Source organism: Marinomonas rhizomae (assembly GCF_003315485.1).
GTDB lineage: Bacteria > Pseudomonadota > Gammaproteobacteria > Pseudomonadales > Marinomonadaceae > Marinomonas > Marinomonas rhizomae.
On the sequence record NZ_QNSE01000010.1, the window covers coordinates 176,321 to 195,257 of the forward strand.

Consider the following 18,937-nt stretch of genomic DNA (forward strand, 5'->3'; position numbering starts at 1 on the left):
TTACTTGCCTTCCATTGCTTCAAGCGTCGCTGTGCCATTGACGCTTTTTACATAAGACTGAACCACACCAGAAACAGCCTTAGTAAACGCTGCTCTCTCATCATCGATTAAGTCCGTTATTGTATTTGCATTATCGGCCCGAGCCACTTCGAGCGCTTCAGTAGCCGTTTTTAACCAAGCATCTTCTGCACTTTTAGATAGCCCAGCACCACTAGCTGCGTCAACGGCAGCCTTTTGACTCGCAGTTAACCCATCATAAACTCTGCGATTAAGTACCGTATAAAAGACAAGACGGCCTAATGGCGCGCCCAGAGTGAGAGAATCAGCCACTTCGTCAAGTTTGAAGTCTTTTAGGGTTGATGCTCCTGTAATAACACCATCAATAAGGCCAGTTTGCATGGCATTATAAATCTGACTAGCTGGCATTTGCACAGGGGTTGCACCTAAGGCACTCGCTACTTTTGCGGCAGTTGCACCAGCAACACGAATTTTAAGCCCAGCTAAGTCTGCAGGTGTGCGAATCACTTTATTACGCATGATGAAAATATTAGGTTCGGAAGTCCACAATGCCAGTGGTTTAGTACCCGGAAATTCACTATTTAAATGTTTATCATAGACTCGCCATAGTGCTTCGTAACCAGGCATATCCTCAGGAATTGCACCGGGTAATTCAGCTATCATTGTTTTACCAAACTGTGACGAGGTGTAACCAGGTAAGCCCCAAGACATATCCGCCGCACCTTGCAAAACACGCACATATTGCTCGGCAGGCCCTGCGCCCAGCTCGCCGCCATGATACCCGCGAACAGTAAGAGAACCATTTGTGGCAGCTGACAAATCTGCATTTAACTTTTCAATCACCGATGTATTAATGGTGTGGAACGGCGGAGTGAAGCTGGCGAACTTCAATTCCTCAGCAAAGACTTGAGTGGATAATGCAATGGCTGCTGAAGTAGCAATAATGAATTTATTTAGTTTCATCTCTGTTCTCCCAATGTTGCTTTAGTGCCTTAGTTGCAGGCTTTGTTATTTTTGTTATGAGGCTTACCGAATCAACGGATCGTCCTTTTTAAATAGAAACTCTACTCTCAATCATTTACCAAGTTTTCAAACGACTCTTTCCCTCGCTACTTCTTTTGCGATTTAACAGCTACTCTGTTTTGCCTGAAGTTTCTTTATAGTGCAGTTCAATCGAACCCTGTCTTTTTGCTATTAACCACTCACCATTTATACTTTTAATTTTATCTACGAAACGACCAATAAAAATGTCCGCATTCGCCTGCACCATGCTTTCGATTCCTTCGGCTTTTTTATTTGCAGCAAAAAGCACCACTCTCGACGTTACGACGACAAGACCTTCATTAATAATATTAGCTTCTATATTGGTCAGTGCATGACACGTTTCTTTTGCTGGACGCGAGGTAAAAGATTCAAGAATCGAGTCGCGTCCTTCAATTTTTACAGTCGGTGCGCTCGGGCGATACAATTCGCCATCTTCGGTATAGCAATTTACCAACTCTTGCCAACGGCCTTGATCTAACAAATTAATAGAATGAGTTACCAGCTTTTGGCACTGCCACTCAATCAGCATATTTTCTATCGTTTGATTGCTCATAATCTCCTACTTTTCTGTAACCATGAGTGCAGTGCCGCTGCAACCTTTTCTGGATCCTCTGCTGGTGCCATGTGCCCAACGTCGTCAATCACAACAAGTTCACTACCACTAATTTGTTGTTGAATAGCCTGATGCTGAACCACTGGACTCCAGCTATCTTGCGAGCCAGAAAGCAGTAAAGTTGGCACCGATATCTGTGAAAGAAGCGCTTCAGCATCGGGACGATTTATCAATGCATGAATCTGCTTTTCAAAATCTTCAACCGAGTAAGACTTGACCATTTCTGTCAAGTCAGCCATCAAATCTGCGTTACTTAATCCTTTGGGGGACATCATGGGGATTAGCCATTGTGTTACTAGAATTGAAGCACCACTCATTTTCACGGCTTCAATCAAGCGCATACGCCCCGGAATTTCTTTGTCTGACTTGGGGTGAGCACCTGTATTTAAAAGTGCTAGACGCGTTACCCTCTGTGGTGCAAGACGATATATTTCCAGCGCAACTCGTCCTCCCATAGAATGTCCCGCCAAAGAAAAATCACCTTCAATATTGGATAACACCGACCGAGCCATGTCAGTCAGGTCATCAAAACCTGCAAAGCTAATAATTTCAATGCCGACATCATGCTCTAATTGAGCTGCGACGTTGTGCCACATTCGTTGATCACATAGCAAACCAGCTAAACAAACCAATTTAGGTTTAGTTATACGCACATTCATTGTGATTTATTCTCCCTTTTTATCTACATTTTCGTATATCAGATGCCCCAGCGCCGTATTAGAAACAGGTACATGGTAATGACGATGAATTTCGTTAACCTCCTGATTCAGCGCACCACGCATGATTAACCACATCACCATTTCACTCCCTTCTGTTCCGGATTCTCGAATATATTCAACTTGAGAAATCACCCCTAGCTTCTCATAGTCATTCTTTAAATCATCCAGAAAAGCGAGGTCCCACTCTTGGTTAATCAAGCCAGCACGCTCTCCCAGCAATTGATGGCTCATGCCACCCGTTCCCCAAATCTGAATATTTAGGTCTTCTGAAAATTGCTCTGCTGCAGCTCGAATCCCTTTACCCAAAGCTAGACAACGATCTCCCGTTGGCGAGGGATAAACCACGGTATTGACGGCCAAGGGAATAACTTGGCAAGGCCACTCTTCCACTTCTCCAAACACCATAGACAAAGGCACGGTAAGACCATGATCCACGTCCATTTCATTGACAATCGTCATGTCAAAGCCTTGCTTTATTAAAGACTCGGTAATATGCCACGCTAGTTCCGGCGCGCCTTTTACCGTAGGAACAGGACGAGCACCATAACCTTCATCAGCTGGGCGATATTCCTCCCCACAACCAATCGCAAAAGTTGGAACCACTTTCATATCAAACGCTGTCGCATGATCGTTGTAGACTAAGATGACCACATCTGGTTTTTGCTCGCGAATCCATTTTTTAGTGAACTGATAGCCATCAAATATTGGCGCCCACTTTTCATCGCTACTGTCACCCTTATCAATAATATGTCCAAGTAGCGGAATATGAGAGGTTCCTAACCCACTGGTGATTTTGGCCATTATTGCTTCCCCTCAGATGAGTTACTCACAACATAACGATTCCCTGCCGGTGAACGACCACCACGGCACATCATCTCGATGTATTCATCAACGGATAAATTAGTCATGGTGGAAACGGCTGCCGCCACACTTAGTCCATCGCTCGAACTAATTTTGACGAGGTAATAAATATTGCCGCCAAGGGCAATAAGTTGACTAAAATCGCGAGCTATCACAGCTTTTTTTTGCGCTTCCATCATGGGCCAATTATCTAGATAGGTACGTTCATTTTGCTTAAACGCCGCTCGATTAGATTCTTGCATTAAAGACATACAAAATTGATTGAGGTGAAATCCTATTCTGACCATATCGCCGTCGAACACGGTCGTGCCAGGAATGTCACTGTAAGGCTTATTATTCATTCGCGTCTTACCTTCACTCAGAGAAGTTAACTGAATAGAACTTATTTAATTTAAAGGTACACAGAAAAAAACAACCCTACATATGCATAATTGAAAACATAGCTAAAAATTTGGTTATATCATAAATTATGAGTAACTAGCCTTGACCCACCACGACCTCACGAAACGGCTTTTTAAAAGGAGAATAAAAATGAGCACTCCTAATTCAACCTTTCCTCTAACACTCAAACAATGCCGTGTTATCAGGGAAATAATGAAGAAAGGCACCGAAAAAGAGGCAAGTTCGTCGTTAAATCTGAGCCAATCCAGTGTCTCACGTGTACTATCACAAGCCGAACAAGCCTTGCAGGTCAATATATTTACGCGTGGCTGGAGTGGAGCTGAACCAACGTCAGCAGGGGAGGTCGTGATCTCGTCTTGTAATAGCATTTTAAAAGCAATTTCTGACGCAGAACACCAATTGCAGAGTAACGTTCCCGCCTTACTAAAATTAACAACCTACGTAGAATGGCGACACCTTCTGATCATTGAAGCCGTTGTAAAAGTAGGTAGTGCTTCTGTAGCAGCACAAACACTTGGCATGACACAACCATCCGTCAGCAAAGCATTAAAAGAAGTCGAAAATATGGTACAGCAGCCGCTCTTCTCAAGAGCACGCCGTGGCTTAATCCCGCAAGCTGCCGCCAAGCAACTGGCTTCATTATTCCTAAGAGTTTCTCCTGTGATCCAATCGCTACATCACAGTCTTCAATCATTACCAAACGAGTTAACCGGCAGATTATCCGTCGGGATGCTGTCGTTCTCCTGCCAAGATATTGTTCCCATTGCTTTTGCTTCTATATTTAAACAACACTCAGGAATTCGACTGCAAGCCATGCAAGGTCCTTATCACATGCTGGCAAATGCCCTACGGCAAGGTGAAATAGACTGTTTTCTGGGGTTAATGAGAAAAGGACCAATCCATCCAGAACTCATCGAATTACCATTATTACGAGCTCGATATGCTTTGATTGCTCGCTCAGATCATCCTGTTCACGACTATGCAAAAAAACTCGGCGACCTGATCAATGAACGCTGGATTGTGGCACGTCACGGCACGCCGATTCGTGATTATTTCGAAAGCCTGTTCCATAGCATAGATAACAAACCACCTATTCAAGCACTGGAAATGCTGACTTTTGCCTCTTCAGAAGAACTGGTTATCCACAGCGAAGCCATCGCGCTGTTGTTCTATGACGACTGGAATATCAACAAACTCAACCCTCGCTTAAAGCAAATCCCGATTCCACTCCCCAGCCCGGAATGCACAATCGGAATAACCCTCCATCGCGAAAGGCAATCCTCCATCGTTCAGACATTTATTGAAGAGTTAAGATTAACGATTATAGACAAGCTAAAACAAAATAACCGCTAACCATGGGACTGCGAATAATAGAAAGCTCCATACCATCGGCAGGGAGCTTTTTCACTGCTAAGATTTACCTAGCTATAAACACCTTAAAAAGGATAAGGCGTTGCCGCTTGCTTAACGGTCACCCATTGCCAATGAGTATAAAGATCCCAATCAGCAGGGCCACACACCGCGCTGCCATTACCTGATGCACCACAACCACCAAATGGGTTAATGCATTCATCGTTGACGGTTTGATCATTAATATGCAGCAAACCAACATGCAACCGATCACCAATACGTTGCGCTCGAGAAAGATCGTTCGAAATCACCGCACCTGCTAAGCCATATTGTGTATTGTTCGCCATAGCCACAGCTTCGTCATCGTGTTTGAAGGTGGTAATATTAACCACTGGGCCAAAGATTTCTTCCTCAAAAGAGCGCATGCCCGGTTTCACATTGCTCAATACGGTCGGCGAGTAATAAGGTCCTTCGTGAACACCACCTGCTTCTAGTTTAGCGCCTGCCGCGATGCTATCCTGAACAATAGCGTGAACTTTTTCAAGCTGATGCTGATTAATCAGCGGCCCTAAAGCAACTTGTCCAGAAGCTGGATCACCGACTGGTAAATGTTGAGCTTTTTCGACAATTTTCTCCGTGAGCGCTTCAGCAATACTTTCTTGGACTAAAATACGCCCTGACGCCATACAGATTTGTCCTTGGTGGAAATATGCTCCCCAAGCAATATTACTGGCCGTCACATCTAGGTCAGCGTCTTCTAAGATGATTAACGAGCTCTTACCACCTAACTCAAGCGACACTTTTTTGAGATTGCGACCACAGGCTTCACCCACTTTTCGGCCTGCAGCAGTAGATCCAGTGAACGCTACCATACCGATCTCTGGCGCAGCACAAAGCGCTTCACCGGCTTCAACAGCACCCGGCAAGACTTGAAATACGCCTTTTGGCAACCCTGCGGCCTCCAAGGCAAGAGCAAGAATAAAACCACCAGTGACAGGTGTTTGTGGGTCAGGTTTCGTGACTACCGCATTACCTGTCGCCAAGGCTGGAGCAATAGAGCGAACAGAAAGGATCATCGGAAAGTTAAAAGGAGAAATAACACCCACAACACCAATAGCCTTACGTGTCGCGTAAGACATTCTCTCTGGAACAGAAGGTAGCGTCAGACCATTTGGCTCCAAAGTCATATTGGCTGCCAATTGCAGGATTAAAATGGCTTCTTTTATTTCATGCTGTCCTTTAGGAATAATGCCGCCCGTTTCACGCGCGATATATAAAGCAAATTCCTCAGCATTTTCTTGAATAAAAGACGCCGCTTTATGAAACAAAGCAGCCTTGTCTCTTGGTGGGACTGTTGCCCATTCTTTTTGCGCTTCATGTGCTCTCTGACATGCGGCATAGACATCGTCTGCCGTGGCAATACCAACTTCGCTCAAAACCTTACCTGTCGCTGGCTCTATAACCTCTTGCTTGTTTGAAGCCGCAACCCATTCACCCGTAAAAAATTTACCTGACCATTTTTTGGATTCAAGTACAAATACTGTCATGTGTATTCTCCTATTTATTTTTATTAGCCACTGAATTTCTACTAAGGCAAATCAAACCAAATAGAAGTTCAGTATTTTGGTTATTCAAACCATTCGTACACTACAGCAATAGCTATGCCGAAATAATACCTCAGTAGATTCCATCAAAAAAATAAGATTCAAGATGTTGATAAATAAGGATTTATAACCCTATCAATATCTTAAAGCCGATATCACATAGTATAAATATCCAACAATACACTTGACGATATCGTTAAATATAATCAAAACTAGAAAAAAGCAGTTAACCATTTCATCGACTAGATGAAAGAGGAAAAATAATAATGTCGGACTCTTACCGCATTTCTTTGGCAGACTTGGCCAAAAGTAATCAAAAAATCCTACTTAAAGGCAGCTCCCGTGAACTAGATGGCCAACATACACCCACCGTAGAGGAGCTGACCGAATGCCTGTTTTTTTCGCCCGGTGATGGTCGTATTTGGTTAGACGATCAGCGTATGTTGCTGATCCACAGCTCGTCGTTTGGGCTGTTGCGTCGCGAGATGATTGATTCTCTTGGTCTCGAAAAATCGCGCGATATTCTTACTCGAACAGGTTATTTATCCGGCCTGCGGGACGCCGAACTCATTCAAAAGCGCTGGCTAGACTCAGATCCAGCTTCCATTTTCACTGCTGGCACTCATCTTCATGGGCTAGAAGGTGTAGTCAAAGTAGAAACTATTCACTTTGAATTTGACACCGAAAAAGGTTCATATGAGGGTGAATTTCTTTGGCATCACAGCAGTGAAGACGAAGAACACATTGCTGCTTACGGCATTGGTAGCTCACCCGCATGCTGGATGGAATTAGGTTACGCCATCGGTTATGTCTCTGGCTTAGTAGGATCTTTAGTTATTTTCCGAGAAGTTGAATGTCAATCTATGGGACATTCGGTCTGTCGGGTCATCGGTAAATCAGCCGAACTTTGGGATGATATCGAAGACGATATTCGCTTCCTTAACGTCACCTCCCAAAATGCAGAACTGGTAACTAAGCTTTCCCCTCGTCTCGATCTAATGGAACCAAAACTGTTAGACGATCAGCCAAAAATGATTGGAGTTTCTGCTGCTTTTACCGCTGCTAATCATTCATTACAAAAGGTCGCACCAACCAATGCCACAGTGCTATTCACTGGCGAATCTGGTGTAGGCAAAGAGCTTTTTGCCAGTATGCTGCATAAATTCAGTCGCCAAACTGGTCCTTTTGTCGCATTTAACTGTGCTGCGATTCCTGAAAATCTCATGGAAACTGAACTGTTTGGCGCCGAAAAAGGCGCCTATACAGGAGCAACAAGTAGTCGTCCAGGCCGCTTTGAAAGAGCCAATGGCGGTACACTATTTTTAGATGAGATTGGCACACTAAGCCTAGCAGGGCAGAGTAAATTATTACGTGTTTTACAAGAAAAAGAAGTCGAGCGAGTCGGCGGTATTTCAGCTATTAAAGTCAATGTAAGAGTCGTCGCTGCAACCAATGTAGACCTACGTAAAGCCATTGAAAAAGGCGAGTTCCGCGAAGATTTGTTCTTTCGTTTAAACGTCTTTCCAATACATCTACCTCCGCTGAAAGAGCGAAAAGCTGACCTTCCATTACTCATTAATCACTTCTACCATCACTTTTGCCAACTGCATCAAAAAGCGCCATCAGGCATGACACAAACAGCGAGACGAGCGTTATTAAATTATGGTTTTCCGGGGAATATTCGTGAATTACAAAATTTAATGGAACGCGGTGTGATTGCATCAGAAGAAGGTGAACCGATTGATCTTCCACATTTGTTTAGAAACGAGTTTATTCCAGAAGAAATTATCTACTCAGTGAATCGCCAAGGCACCTTAAGCCATGCAGATATCAAAAAAGAAGCGACAGAGTCGCTCTTGGAGCACATCTCTCAATTTTTCGGCGGGAAAGATCACCTTAATATTGAAGAGTTTGAGCAAAGCTTATTTCAAGAAGCCGTAGATAACGCTCAAGGCAATTTATCTGAAGCGGCAAGACAAGTAGGCCTAAGCAGAGCACAATTGGCTTATCGCCTAAAGAAGAATAAGTAACACAAAAAGTGGTCATTTAAAAAGCAGATAAGCCTGTGATATAGCATAATCAAAGGCTTATCTGCTTCCGCCGATCTGGAATATTCTAAATATTTAAAGATAGTTCGAAGCCAACCCACCATCAACAGGTATATTGACGCCACATAACCAACGGGAAGCATCAGAACAAAGGAAAGCAATAACTTCTGCCACTTCATCTGAATAAGCAGGGCGCAACATACGCTCAGCGTCTTTTTGGACTCGCTCTTCTCCTAGCATAGATACAAAATCACCCAAAATTGGCGTAAAAACAGGACCTGGAGCCACGCAATTCATACGTACACCATAATCACGAAACCAAGTAAAAGCCTGCTGAGTGGACCAAACAATAAGAGCTTCTTTGAAATACTGATAACAGGTTTCTTGGGGAACGGGGTTCTTTTTCAGCCAAGCAGCGCCTTCTTCAAAATAAGAGGTACCAGCCAATGCTTTATGCTGCTCAAGACGCTTTGGCCATTCAATACCTAACACAGAAGCCACATTGACAATACTGGCCCCTTGATTGAACCTAGGAATCAAAGCTTCACTTAAATGGCGCACTCCCAAATAATTCACGCGACCAACCAACTCGGCATCTGCCGTGCCTGGCACACCAGCGATATTACACAAGGCATCAATTTTTTCAGGTAAAGTATCAAGCCCCATGTCAATCATCGTAGGATTACCTAAATCTATTTTTACAAAGCCATCCAACGTCATACTTGGTTCATTACGATCAATGCCAATAACTCGCGCCCCATGGAAACGAGCAAGTCTTGCTACATCCGCACCGATACCAGAAGACACGCCCGTAATAACAATCGTTTTATTTGCTAACATCATATTGACTCTCCTTATTATTTTTATAAAACGTTAGGAAAAGTAAAAGGTTATTACTTTTCCTATGTAATAAGGAGAACTGCACGGAGCATGCCCAAATCAAAAAACAACGAAAATTTAATTTTTTAAAAATTAAGATATTGATATATATTGAATTTTCAATTAATTCGAATAGATTAAAAAATCTATAACGGCCATGAGAGTAAGGTCTTATTAATCAAATGATCAAAAAAGAAAGATAAATACATTAAAAAATTGATGATTTAAAGAATCAATAAGAGCAGACATGTCATCCTCGGGCCAGCTTTAGCCTCTGCCGAATTCGACTCAAGGCTACTGGAGTAATACCGATATAGGATGCAATTTGTTGCTGTGGAATAGAATCTTTTAACTCAGGATAGGCGGCACAAAAATCTAGATAGCGCCGTTCAGCAGAGTACTTTACAAAAGCGTTTTCGCGTTCTTCTTTGGTAATAAAAATGCGTTCTAAAAATTTAGCATAACACTCTAAAAAACCAATATCATGGCGCATTTGCTCGTAAAACACTTGCCAAGGGTAAGAAGAAAACATGCTATCTTCTAAAGCTTGGATACCAAACAGAGTCCGCGTTTCCGTCACCATCGCCTTGGTCGATCCAATTATTCTTGGGCCTTTCGCAAAGGTTTGCGTGAATTCTTTTCCCTCGTCGGAAATACTCACATAGCGAACCAACCCAGAATGTAAAAAGTACAAACGATTCGCGAAATCCCCTTGCCGAAACAGGTAATCGCCTTTTCTAATCACATGGACATCCATTCGTACAGTCAATCTTTGCCAATCAATGCCATAGCCTAATTCGTTAAAATACGCTTCAAAACTATTTTGCAGTTGAATTCGATCCATGAGTAGGTTTTACCTTGCTTAAATTACCGTCAATAAGGAACAGTGCGATACCTAAAAATACAATACCAGAAGCAAAAGGCCAATCTACCAAGCTTAACAAACGAGATTGAACCAGCGCGGTAAACAAAGCTACCCAAACTGGTATTGTATAAGACATAGCAAGTAAGCGACTTGCTCCCACTATCATGACCAAACGCTGCTGTAATACAAAGGTAAACAAGGTAGTAAACACAGTCAGATACAACACATTGACCCAAAAACCTTGTGACGACCATTGCACTTGGTCAAGCTCTCCCCAAATTAAAGCGATAGGTAGCAGCCAAAGTGTGCCAAATAACATAATCATGAAAGCACCGGATAAGGCACCTAAAGAACGTCCCCACTTTTGTACTGACACGACATGTAAGGCCAATAAGAAACATGCTCCCATAAAAATATAATCACCGGAATGCCACTGAAATCCGTTGTTGTCTTGTGTAGAAAATAACACTGTCATGGCGCCGATAGAGCCAAGAACAAACCCAACAACTCGCCATAAGGGTGCAATTTCGTTGAGCCAAACTCTCGCAATCATCACACCAATTAAGGGAACCAGGGTGTACAAAACAGACGTATTCAGTGGTGTTGTCGATTGCAACGCAACAAATAAACCGATAAAGAACCCCACTAATGCGCCGCTTATCACCACATAATGAAAAAGCCGCAGACGAGAAGCAAACAATGCCTTAAGCTGCTCGGTTTTATTCAAATTAGCTCGCTGCCAACTGATCAACAGCACTGGCAACATAATTAACATCGCCAACAAAAAACGAAACGCAGATGTCGCTACCGGACTGGCGTATTCCACCATATGCCCCGATACAATAAAGGAAGACGCCATCAACCAAGCCCACAGTAACAAGGTAAAAAATGAGCTCATGACCTGGCCCCTGTTTCATTCTGCGCCAACATAGGTGCCAAAAAGCGGATGAAAAGATGCTCGATCACAGCAGCATCTAGGACAATATCAAACTCGGAGCTCAAAATATTACCAAGAGATTCAGGGCTTTCAATCAACACCTTACGCTCGCCTTGGCGATCTCTCGTCGTAAACTCGGCATTCACAAGAGCAATCACCTGATCTTTCTTCTTCAAAGTCACCATTAAGTTTTTTAAAAATACGGCACTGGAGTGTTTATGAGAATAAAAATGCCCTAGTTCACAATCTGCATCGGTATAAGTGGCGTTATCAAAGCGATAAAGGGTGAAGTAGTCGCCGCCCTTCACCACCTGCAAATCGTATTCCCCCTTACCTTTAGCCAGCACTCGATAATGATCTAAACCTGCCACCTGCTGCGTGTTTATATCTAACCGCAATGGCGCAACCGGCCCATTACCACCAAAACCGGTATCAACCAAATAGCCCACACCTTCAAACGATAACAAGGTCACTCTGTGAGTTCTGCCCGCTTCGCGCTCAAGATTGTTATTTAATACCCTTGCCAACTTAAGCTGCACGTCATAACCCAAGGCTTTTAACAATTCAAAGGTCAGCTTATTGTGTTCAAAACAATATCCTCCCAAACCACGAGTCACTATTTTCTGGCTGATATCGTCAAGATCCAACACAACATCTTCGCCTAACACCACCGCCAAACTATTAAAGCTATAACGTGCCACATGCGTTGCCTGTAATGCTTGAACAAATTCAATACTTGGCTGCTCTGGGGCAAACAGACCAAGATCAGATAGATAGTTTTGTAGACCAGACGACAACGCCATATTTCACTTCCTTAATAATAAACAGACATGGAATACAACCAAGACTACAGTAGCATATAAAAGAAGGAATTAACCTAGGTTAAGAATATAGCCCGAAGTAGGTATATAGATGGCGCATGACTTCATTTATCATGCCCAACTTTTAACCTTTCAGATCGAGTAGACTAGCGTTTACCACCTATAGTTTTTATCTAGGGGAAGCCTGAAAGAAACCACAACTAGGTAAGGTATTAAATGATCATTCGGTCTCACCGCACAGCAACACTTATGCTGATCTTTGTCGCGTTTGTGTGGTGCAGAATTGACGCTAATCGATTTAGCGATAGAAATTATTCCGGTTCATACCTTTAACCTGGTGCGTTTTACACTAGCAGGTCTCACCCTTATCCCCTTATCCCCTTACCCCCTTACCCCCTTACCCCCTTACCCCCTTATCAATACTTTCATCAGAAAAAAAATCCCAAGAGAACTGATACGCCCTCTGCTGCTTAAAGGATCGGTTCTTGGCTTGTTATTGTTTATCGCTTTTTATGCTCAAACTACGGGCCTTAAATTCACCACAGTTTCAAATGCCGGATTTATAACTGGCCTAATTTCGCCATTGGTTCCTGTTATCGGCTTACTGCTGTTTAGAACCAAAGTCTGTTTACCTAATTTGTCTGGAGATTATTTTCGCCACAGTGGGTTTGTACTTGCTAACGGTTGGAGACAAATTGACGTTCAATCGTGGGGACTCTTTGGTGCTCATTTGCGCGTTTGCCTTTGCTATTCACATGCTATTAACTGGCCGTTTTGTCAGCGCATTACCCGTTATTCCTTTAACCATAGTGCAATTGTTTGCGGTGGGAATTTACAGCACTGTCAGTACCGCCATATCACCAGAGCCTGTGTTTTATCTAATTGGAAAACCACCACTTAGCTGGCAAGACAGCCTGTTTCCATCTCTTGCTTTATTAGCCATATTAATTGCGGGCATTATTGGCTTAACCGGTGCCACTAACATATTACTAGGCATACTCATCGCTGAAACAGGCAAAAAATTTTTATTTCGCAGCCCTTTATCAATTCAAAGAAACAAGCTAAGAGTCTTGCAGCTGGATCGCAATGCAAGATTCTTAGCCTGATATATAAGATATGAAAGGTTACTGATTATGTTTAACGAGCTAACCAGCCACCATCAACAGCAATTGTGTAACCGTTAACATAACAAGAAGCATCCGATGCAAGGAAGACGACTGGTCCAGCCATATCATTTGGCGTTCCCCATCGACCTGCTGGAATACGTCCCAAAATTTCACTAGAACGCTCTTCATCCGCTCGTAATGCTTCGGTGTTATTCGTTGCCATATAACCGGGGGCAATAGCGTTTACATTTATACCGTGTTTTGCCCATTCATTTGCTAATAATTTTGTCACGCCCATCACACCACTTTTAGACGCAGTATAGGAAGGCACTCGAATCCCCCCCTGATAAGACAGCATGGAAGCGATATTAATAATATTGCCCGGCGTTCCCTGAGCAATCACCTGCTTAGCAAATGCTTGTGACATAAAAAACACAGCTTTTACATTAAGGTCCATCACATCATCCCAATCTTTTTCGCTGAAATCTATCGCGTCATTGCGACGAATAATGCCCGCGTTATTAACTAGAATATCTAATTGACCAAAAGCGTCCATAGCCTCTTTGATAACATGATCAATGCTATCCATTTTGCTCATATCCGCAATCACGCTATGAAACTTACGACCCGTATTTGCGATTAACGCCATAGTCTCGGAAGGAATTTCTCGACTGACGCCAACAATATCTGCACCAGCATTTGCAAGAGCCAAAGCCATACCTTGCCCCAATCCTGTATTGCAACCTGTGACAATTGCCACCTTATTACTTAAATCAAACATGTTATTCATACACGTTGCCTTTCCTACTAATTTATTCTCAGCTTAAACCTCAAAATTAAGCCACCAAAGATTTCACATAAGCGGCAATCTCAGCATCTTGGCAGTGAGCAAAAAAACATTCTTGGAAACCAGACCCAGTAACGGCGGTTTTAACAAGCTCTTGATCCATCGCTTTTAAACCATCTAGGTAGTTAGATTTCATGGTGGCGGCTTTTACTTGATTTAAGATGCCTGCGTTTTTCACTTGTGGTTCTTTTCGCTCAACGGGGTAACCTTCCCCACGAGGGCCGGTAAAGGCTTTTTCAAAAATGTAGCGAGCATTCAACTCAGCGGCCCAACCAAAGCCTTTTGCGAACGCCATTGCAATGGCATTACCGTTGTTAATTTGGTTAAACAAAAATGCATCTGAAGGTTCTAAACAGTAACCACACACCACACCAGGGTGCGCGTTTAGAGACATCATGGCGCCTTGCCCAGTACCACAACCAGAGACAATAAAGTCTACCGCTTTTGAATTCAGTAATAGACTCGCCATAATACCAAGGTGAATGTAGGTTAGATGGTGATCATTTTCATCACTCATCCCTACGTTAAACACTTTATGATTTAGTGGTGTTGCAACGGAATTCAGCTGCTCAAGAATCATCGCATTTTTACCTGCTTGGCTGTTTTCCATCATTAGTGCAATTTTCATTTTCAAATCTCCAACTTTAGGTAGCAAAACTAGTCATCAAATTATGATTATAAAAAAAGCAGCGTTTTCACGCTGCCAAAGGTTTGACGCATCTCACAAAATTACTATTGCTTAGTTAGCTCAGCATTGCCTCTAGCAACATCTGATGCCATACGTTCATAAGTCTCTTCTAATGTCAGCTCACCCACGATCAACTGACTCATACGCTGCACAATAGTGTCATATACAATATTGCCGCCTTTGGCTTTCTGGAATCGACGAATGCTTTCAGTAACATTACTCGCGTTATTAGCAAAAACAGTCATTGCTGATTTAGCATTTTCATCTTTAAGCTGATAATTAATATTGTTAACGTTAGCACCAGGAATAATAATAAACTCTTCCGCTAGCTCTCTTTGTACCGGCCCTGAACCTAAATACTCCACTAACTCAGCCACCGCTTTAGGATGTTTAGTCTGTTTAAAAGCGGCCACATAGGTCGCACCAGGCATAGGGATACAACCACCATCACCACAAGGGGCGTTTAGAGCAGTCCATTCAAACGCATCGCCTATTTTTTCTTTGAACGGATTGACCATCCAGTTACCAGCAAAATACGTCACTACGTTGGCATTAATGAACTCATCGCCCATATTTTTATAACGAGTACCACCTGCAGCTCCCCACATTTCTTTAGGGAAAGCGCCTGTTTTCGTCCAGTTATAAAGGTCTTTTATGTAAGCTTTCGTTGGCGCATCTGGGAAGTTAAACGTTCCGCCACTGTTAACAAAGTTAGCGCCATAAGAATACGCAGGACCGCTAAAGCGGTGCCCAGAACGGTCCATAGTGAAAGGAATCTCAACACCCGTTTTATCTGCAACCTTGACCGATGCAGCAACCACGTCAGCAAGGGTCGCGCCTTGTTTAGGGATTGGGACGCCAGCTTGTTCAAATAAGGTGACATTTACGAAAGGTAAATTAAGGGTTTGTGATGCGACATAGCCACCAATTTTATCTGGCGCACTTTTATCATCTCGCAACAAACTTAAGGTGTTGCCATGAAGCTTGGCAAAGCCATCTGGGTCTTTCATATAAGGACGCAGGTCTAAGGTAAACTTCATGAGCGAGTTATCAGCAATTTTCGCAAGGTCAGGGCCCTCACCCACAGACAACTGCAAAGGCAACTGTTCTTTGGATTGCGCATAACTAGTAGTGACATAATCCACAGAAATATCTGGATGTGCTTTTTCAAACTTTTCGACCAGCTCGCCCATTTTTTTCACATAATTGGGATCATCATCAGTAAACCAAAAAGTTAAGTTTTGTGTGGCGGCTTGCGCCTGTCCAGCCAATAGCGATGCGGCAGCAAGAGTACTTAGAACAACATTCAAACGAGCCATTTACTTCACCTCATTTTGTTTTTATTTAGTTAAGGTTATGAAAATATTTTCATTAAATTAATTCGAAATTTACTATTGATATCGGTTAGATTATAGACATACACTGAAAAAAATTGCCAAATAAAATTTGAGAAACTCTTTCAGCAAATAAATAACGAAATTTTTTTCATAACAATAAAGAGACCCAAAATGAACAAAAATAAAATCTATTGGGACCTTGCTACTAACAGCGCAATTAACCGCTGGGCTATGTCACCTGCCGAAGAAACCTATTTTCCGGGCGAAGCCAGAATCATGCCGGACGCCGTAGACTATCGCTTTATCAATGGCTGGGTAGAGACAGGGGATTTACCCTGCAGAGAAAGTTTGAGGGAGGATATTGCTCAACGGACCGTATCCCTTCCTAACGACCTTTCTTTCCCTGAAATCTATTTTGGTGGAGAAGACAACCGTGTGGACTTCTCCACTTTTCGCTTCCGCCCAACATTAATAGAGCGCTGGCTGACTTGTTCCTTATTCTCAGAACAAGCCCAAGAAGTTGAGTTTGCCTTAGAAACTTGTGGCGGCGTTCACATTTGGCAAGATGGCCAAAAAGTGGTCCAGCTTGACCATTATCAACGCAACAACCCAACCAACCAATCCTTCACTTTAAACCTTCCAGCGGGTAGCTGTGAACTCATTGTTTTTTTGGAAGAATTACATGAACGCGATGCCAGTTGTTATTTTGTTTTGACACTTAAAAAAGGCGATCAAATTAAAACAGGGTTATCGTTAGAAATCGATGAAGATGAAGTAAAAGAAATCGAAAAGACCCTAGAAGGTTTACGCACCAACCAAGTTTTTTATTGCAATGAAGATCTATTAATTGAAGCGGATTACAAGCCTAAAAAAACCACTAAGGTACAACTTGATACTGGTAGCTATCCTAGCGAAACCGTCACTATGAATGTGCTGCTTGATGGTATGAAGATGCAAGAGGAAGTCAGCTTTTTCGTGGATCAAGCGTTTTCATCTGCCACTCTATTTAATACAAAAGGGTTAAATGCTGGATGTATCTCACTGCGTTTCTTAGTCAAAATAGGGCCACTTACCTTTAGTCGCAGTCTTGGCACCACCATTTTACCACCAGCAATTGATGTTACTTCTTTGGATTTAGCCTCTCGCAAAACCCTTGCTTTAGAAACCATGCTTAGCCAAGGCAAAGAAGAGCCTGCCAGAGCATTAGCCGCTCTTGCACTGAAGCAACAACCAGAATTAGCGAGTCGCCTTATCGAACGTGCTTTATTGCCCATTCAAGAACGTCACGACTGCGCGGACTTTTGGATACTACCACTCCTTTGGATGTACAAAAGTTATGGCCACTCCCAACTCGACCCTGCTCTTTGGGACCGAGTCAAACACGAGGTACTAAACTTCCGCTACTGGCTAGATGAACCGGGCAATGACGTAATGTGGTTCTGGAGCGAAAATCATGTTTTATGCTTCCACGTAGCACAATACCTTGCCGGCAGTTTATTCGAAGATGAGATCTTCCCGAATAGTGGCAAAACAGGCAAGCAACATAAAGCTCAAGCCCATGCTCGTTTAATCCGTTGGTTTGACTCAATGGATGATCACGGGCTAGCGGAATGGAATTCAGCCGCTTATTATCCGATTGATTTTCTTGGGTTATTTACTCTCATGACCAATGCAGAAGACGACATATTGGTTTCTCGAGCTAAACAGCTGATCGATCAGATTTTTATCATGGTTGCCCTTCATACCACTGGCAGCGTATGCGCCGGCTCTCAAGGTCGAATTTATGAAAAAGAATTATTGGCGGGGCCTGCAACAGAGCTTGGCTCCATCGCGGCCATTGCCTTTGGTGGACAATGGTACCCAGGCTACGACCGAGTAACAGCGTTATTAGCAGTAAGTGATTACCAACCGCCTCAGCTTTGCCAACGTTTATTGAGTGTGCCAGCAGGAGAATCCATCTACTCAAGATACACACAAGGATTAGATCACAACGCAAAGATCACCTTATGGAAATCAGCTTCATCACAGCTGTCGACGGTATCCGATTATAAAACTGGGCAAAAAGGCCACCAGCAACACTTTCTAGATGTACAAACCAACGCTCACCCATTGGCTCGTTTCTGGATCAACCATCCAGGTGACCTAAAAGTCTGGGGCGGTAGTCGACCTTCTTATTGGGCTGGCAATGGTGTTCATCCAAAGGTCGCGCAATACAAAAACATTGGCTTTATGATTTTTGACCAAAGAGCCTTTGATGACGTTATTAACTTTACCCATGCGTTTGTGCCAGCACCGGTCTGCGACGAATTTATCGAAGAATCCCATTGGTTATTTGCTCGCTCTGGTTCCGCACTGGTCGGTATTTATTCCTCTCAAGCATTACAACCCTTAAAGCATGGGCTTTACGCCGGTTATGAATGGCGCGCTTATAACGATCATTGCGCCTGGTTGGTGATCAGCGGTGAAATAGACGATCACAAAGATTTAGAGCGCTTCCGCGAACACTGCTTAGCGCACGCACCAGATTTTCGCCCACAAGAGAATCAAATTAACCTAAATTATGGCAATGGCACACTGGCATTAAACTATCTTTCTGGCATTCACCTAGAAGGTAAACCTATCCCGTTTGCTCCCTTGTCACCCACTCCACACTTAGCCTTTTGCGACGCTGAGCTTATTCCTTGGAAAGATTTATCGTCGTAATGCCTTTTTCAATTTATTAGGGCTATTAATCCAGCCGCAGTTTATCAAGGCTCTATTTATTAAGTGATAGAGACTAAGTATTTGGAGAACACAAA

At 43.1% G+C, this 18,937-nt stretch carries 17 protein-coding genes and 1 pseudogene; 5 read left to right on the forward strand and 13 right to left on the reverse strand.

Annotated features, from left to right (window positions below):
* The 5 genes from DFP80_RS14440 to ligA all read right to left on the reverse strand — a co-directional run bounded on the left by DFP80_RS14440 (position 1) and on the right by ligA (position 3,596).
* Positions 1-981: a TRAP transporter substrate-binding protein gene (locus DFP80_RS14440; protein ID WP_113917510.1), complete on the reverse strand. Its 981-nt coding sequence runs from the start codon at positions 979-981 to the stop codon at positions 1-3.
* A 169-nt stretch (positions 982-1,150) separates the two neighbouring features.
* Positions 1,151-1,615, reverse strand: a complete 465-nt coding sequence (locus DFP80_RS14445; RefSeq protein ID WP_113917511.1) for a nuclear transport factor 2 family protein — start codon at positions 1,613-1,615, stop codon at positions 1,151-1,153.
* Positions 1,612-2,334, reverse strand: a complete 723-nt coding sequence (locus DFP80_RS14450) for an alpha/beta fold hydrolase (protein ID WP_113917512.1) — start codon at positions 2,332-2,334, stop codon at positions 1,612-1,614. Before DFP80_RS14450 ends, DFP80_RS14445 begins: the two co-directional genes overlap by 4 nt.
* Before the next feature lie 6 nt (positions 2,335-2,340).
* A complete protein-coding gene (locus DFP80_RS14455; RefSeq protein ID WP_113917513.1) occupies positions 2,341-3,195 on the reverse strand; it encodes a class III extradiol dioxygenase subunit beta in 855 nt (284 codons plus the stop codon).
* The gene (gene ligA, locus DFP80_RS14460) at positions 3,195-3,596 is read right to left on the reverse strand and encodes a protocatechuate 4,5-dioxygenase subunit alpha (RefSeq protein ID WP_113917514.1); all 402 of its coding nucleotides are present in this window, start codon (positions 3,594-3,596) and stop codon (positions 3,195-3,197) included. The genes DFP80_RS14455 and ligA overlap by 1 nt, the downstream gene beginning before the upstream one ends.
* A 190-nt stretch (positions 3,597-3,786) precedes the next feature.
* Between ligA and DFP80_RS14465 the strand changes: the two genes are divergently transcribed.
* Positions 3,787-5,010: a LysR family transcriptional regulator gene (locus DFP80_RS14465; protein ID WP_113917515.1), complete on the forward strand. Its 1,224-nt coding sequence runs from the start codon at positions 3,787-3,789 to the stop codon at positions 5,008-5,010.
* An 83-nt stretch (positions 5,011-5,093) separates the two neighbouring features.
* Here the strand turns inward: DFP80_RS14465 and DFP80_RS14470 are convergent, their stop codons facing one another.
* Positions 5,094-6,554: a benzaldehyde dehydrogenase gene (locus tag DFP80_RS14470; RefSeq protein WP_113917516.1), complete on the reverse strand. Its 1,461-nt coding sequence runs from the start codon at positions 6,552-6,554 to the stop codon at positions 5,094-5,096.
* Between the two features lie 323 nt (positions 6,555-6,877).
* On the opposite strand from DFP80_RS14470, the gene DFP80_RS14475 reads away from it, so the two are divergent.
* Positions 6,878-8,641, forward strand: coding sequence for a sigma-54-dependent Fis family transcriptional regulator (locus DFP80_RS14475; protein ID WP_113917517.1), 1,764 nt, complete (start codon positions 6,878-6,880; stop codon positions 8,639-8,641).
* Between the two features lie 93 nt (positions 8,642-8,734).
* Here the strand turns inward: DFP80_RS14475 and DFP80_RS14480 are convergent, their stop codons facing one another.
* The 4 genes from DFP80_RS14480 to DFP80_RS14495 all read right to left on the reverse strand — a co-directional run bounded on the left by DFP80_RS14480 (position 8,735) and on the right by DFP80_RS14495 (position 12,143).
* The gene (locus tag DFP80_RS14480; protein WP_113917518.1) at positions 8,735-9,502 is read right to left on the reverse strand and encodes a coniferyl-alcohol dehydrogenase; all 768 of its coding nucleotides are present in this window, start codon (positions 9,500-9,502) and stop codon (positions 8,735-8,737) included.
* Positions 9,503-9,788: 286 nt separating this feature from the next.
* Complete coding sequence (locus DFP80_RS14485; protein ID WP_113917519.1) at positions 9,789-10,382, reverse strand: Crp/Fnr family transcriptional regulator; 594 nt, start codon at positions 10,380-10,382, stop codon at positions 9,789-9,791.
* Complete coding sequence (locus tag DFP80_RS14490) at positions 10,357-11,301, reverse strand: DMT family transporter (protein WP_113917520.1); 945 nt, start codon at positions 11,299-11,301, stop codon at positions 10,357-10,359. Before DFP80_RS14490 ends, DFP80_RS14485 begins: the two co-directional genes overlap by 26 nt.
* Positions 11,298-12,143 (reverse strand): arylamine N-acetyltransferase family protein, encoded by an 846-nt coding sequence (locus DFP80_RS14495; protein WP_113917521.1) that lies wholly within the window; start codon positions 12,141-12,143, stop codon positions 11,298-11,300. Before DFP80_RS14495 ends, DFP80_RS14490 begins: the two co-directional genes overlap by 4 nt.
* A gap of 301 nt (positions 12,144-12,444) precedes the next feature.
* Here DFP80_RS14495 and DFP80_RS21115 point away from each other — a divergent pair.
* Together DFP80_RS21115 and DFP80_RS20910 are read left to right on the forward strand one after the other, a co-directional pair.
* Positions 12,445-12,774 (forward strand): annotated as a pseudogene (locus DFP80_RS21115) (hypothetical protein); the annotation flags it as partial.
* Between the two features lie 82 nt (positions 12,775-12,856).
* Positions 12,857-13,267, forward strand: coding sequence for a hypothetical protein (locus DFP80_RS20910; RefSeq protein ID WP_148039908.1), 411 nt, complete (start codon positions 12,857-12,859; stop codon positions 13,265-13,267).
* Positions 13,268-13,298: 31 nt separating this feature from the next.
* On the opposite strand, the gene kduD is transcribed toward DFP80_RS20910, so the two are convergent.
* The 3 genes from kduD to DFP80_RS14520 form a co-directional block, all read right to left on the reverse strand.
* The gene (gene kduD / locus DFP80_RS14510) at positions 13,299-14,057 is read right to left on the reverse strand and encodes a 2-dehydro-3-deoxy-D-gluconate 5-dehydrogenase KduD (protein WP_113917524.1); all 759 of its coding nucleotides are present in this window, start codon (positions 14,055-14,057) and stop codon (positions 13,299-13,301) included.
* Positions 14,058-14,103: 46 nt separating this feature from the next.
* The gene (locus DFP80_RS14515) at positions 14,104-14,742 is read right to left on the reverse strand and encodes an RpiB/LacA/LacB family sugar-phosphate isomerase (RefSeq protein WP_113917525.1); all 639 of its coding nucleotides are present in this window, start codon (positions 14,740-14,742) and stop codon (positions 14,104-14,106) included.
* A 104-nt stretch (positions 14,743-14,846) separates the two neighbouring features.
* Positions 14,847-16,121, reverse strand: coding sequence for an ABC transporter substrate-binding protein (locus tag DFP80_RS14520; protein WP_113917526.1), 1,275 nt, complete (start codon positions 16,119-16,121; stop codon positions 14,847-14,849).
* Positions 16,122-16,310: 189 nt separating this feature from the next.
* Between DFP80_RS14520 and DFP80_RS14525 the strand changes: the two genes are divergently transcribed.
* A complete protein-coding gene (locus DFP80_RS14525; RefSeq protein WP_113917527.1) occupies positions 16,311-18,842 on the forward strand; it encodes a hypothetical protein in 2,532 nt (843 codons plus the stop codon).
* Positions 18,843-18,937: the final 95 nt, after the last annotated feature.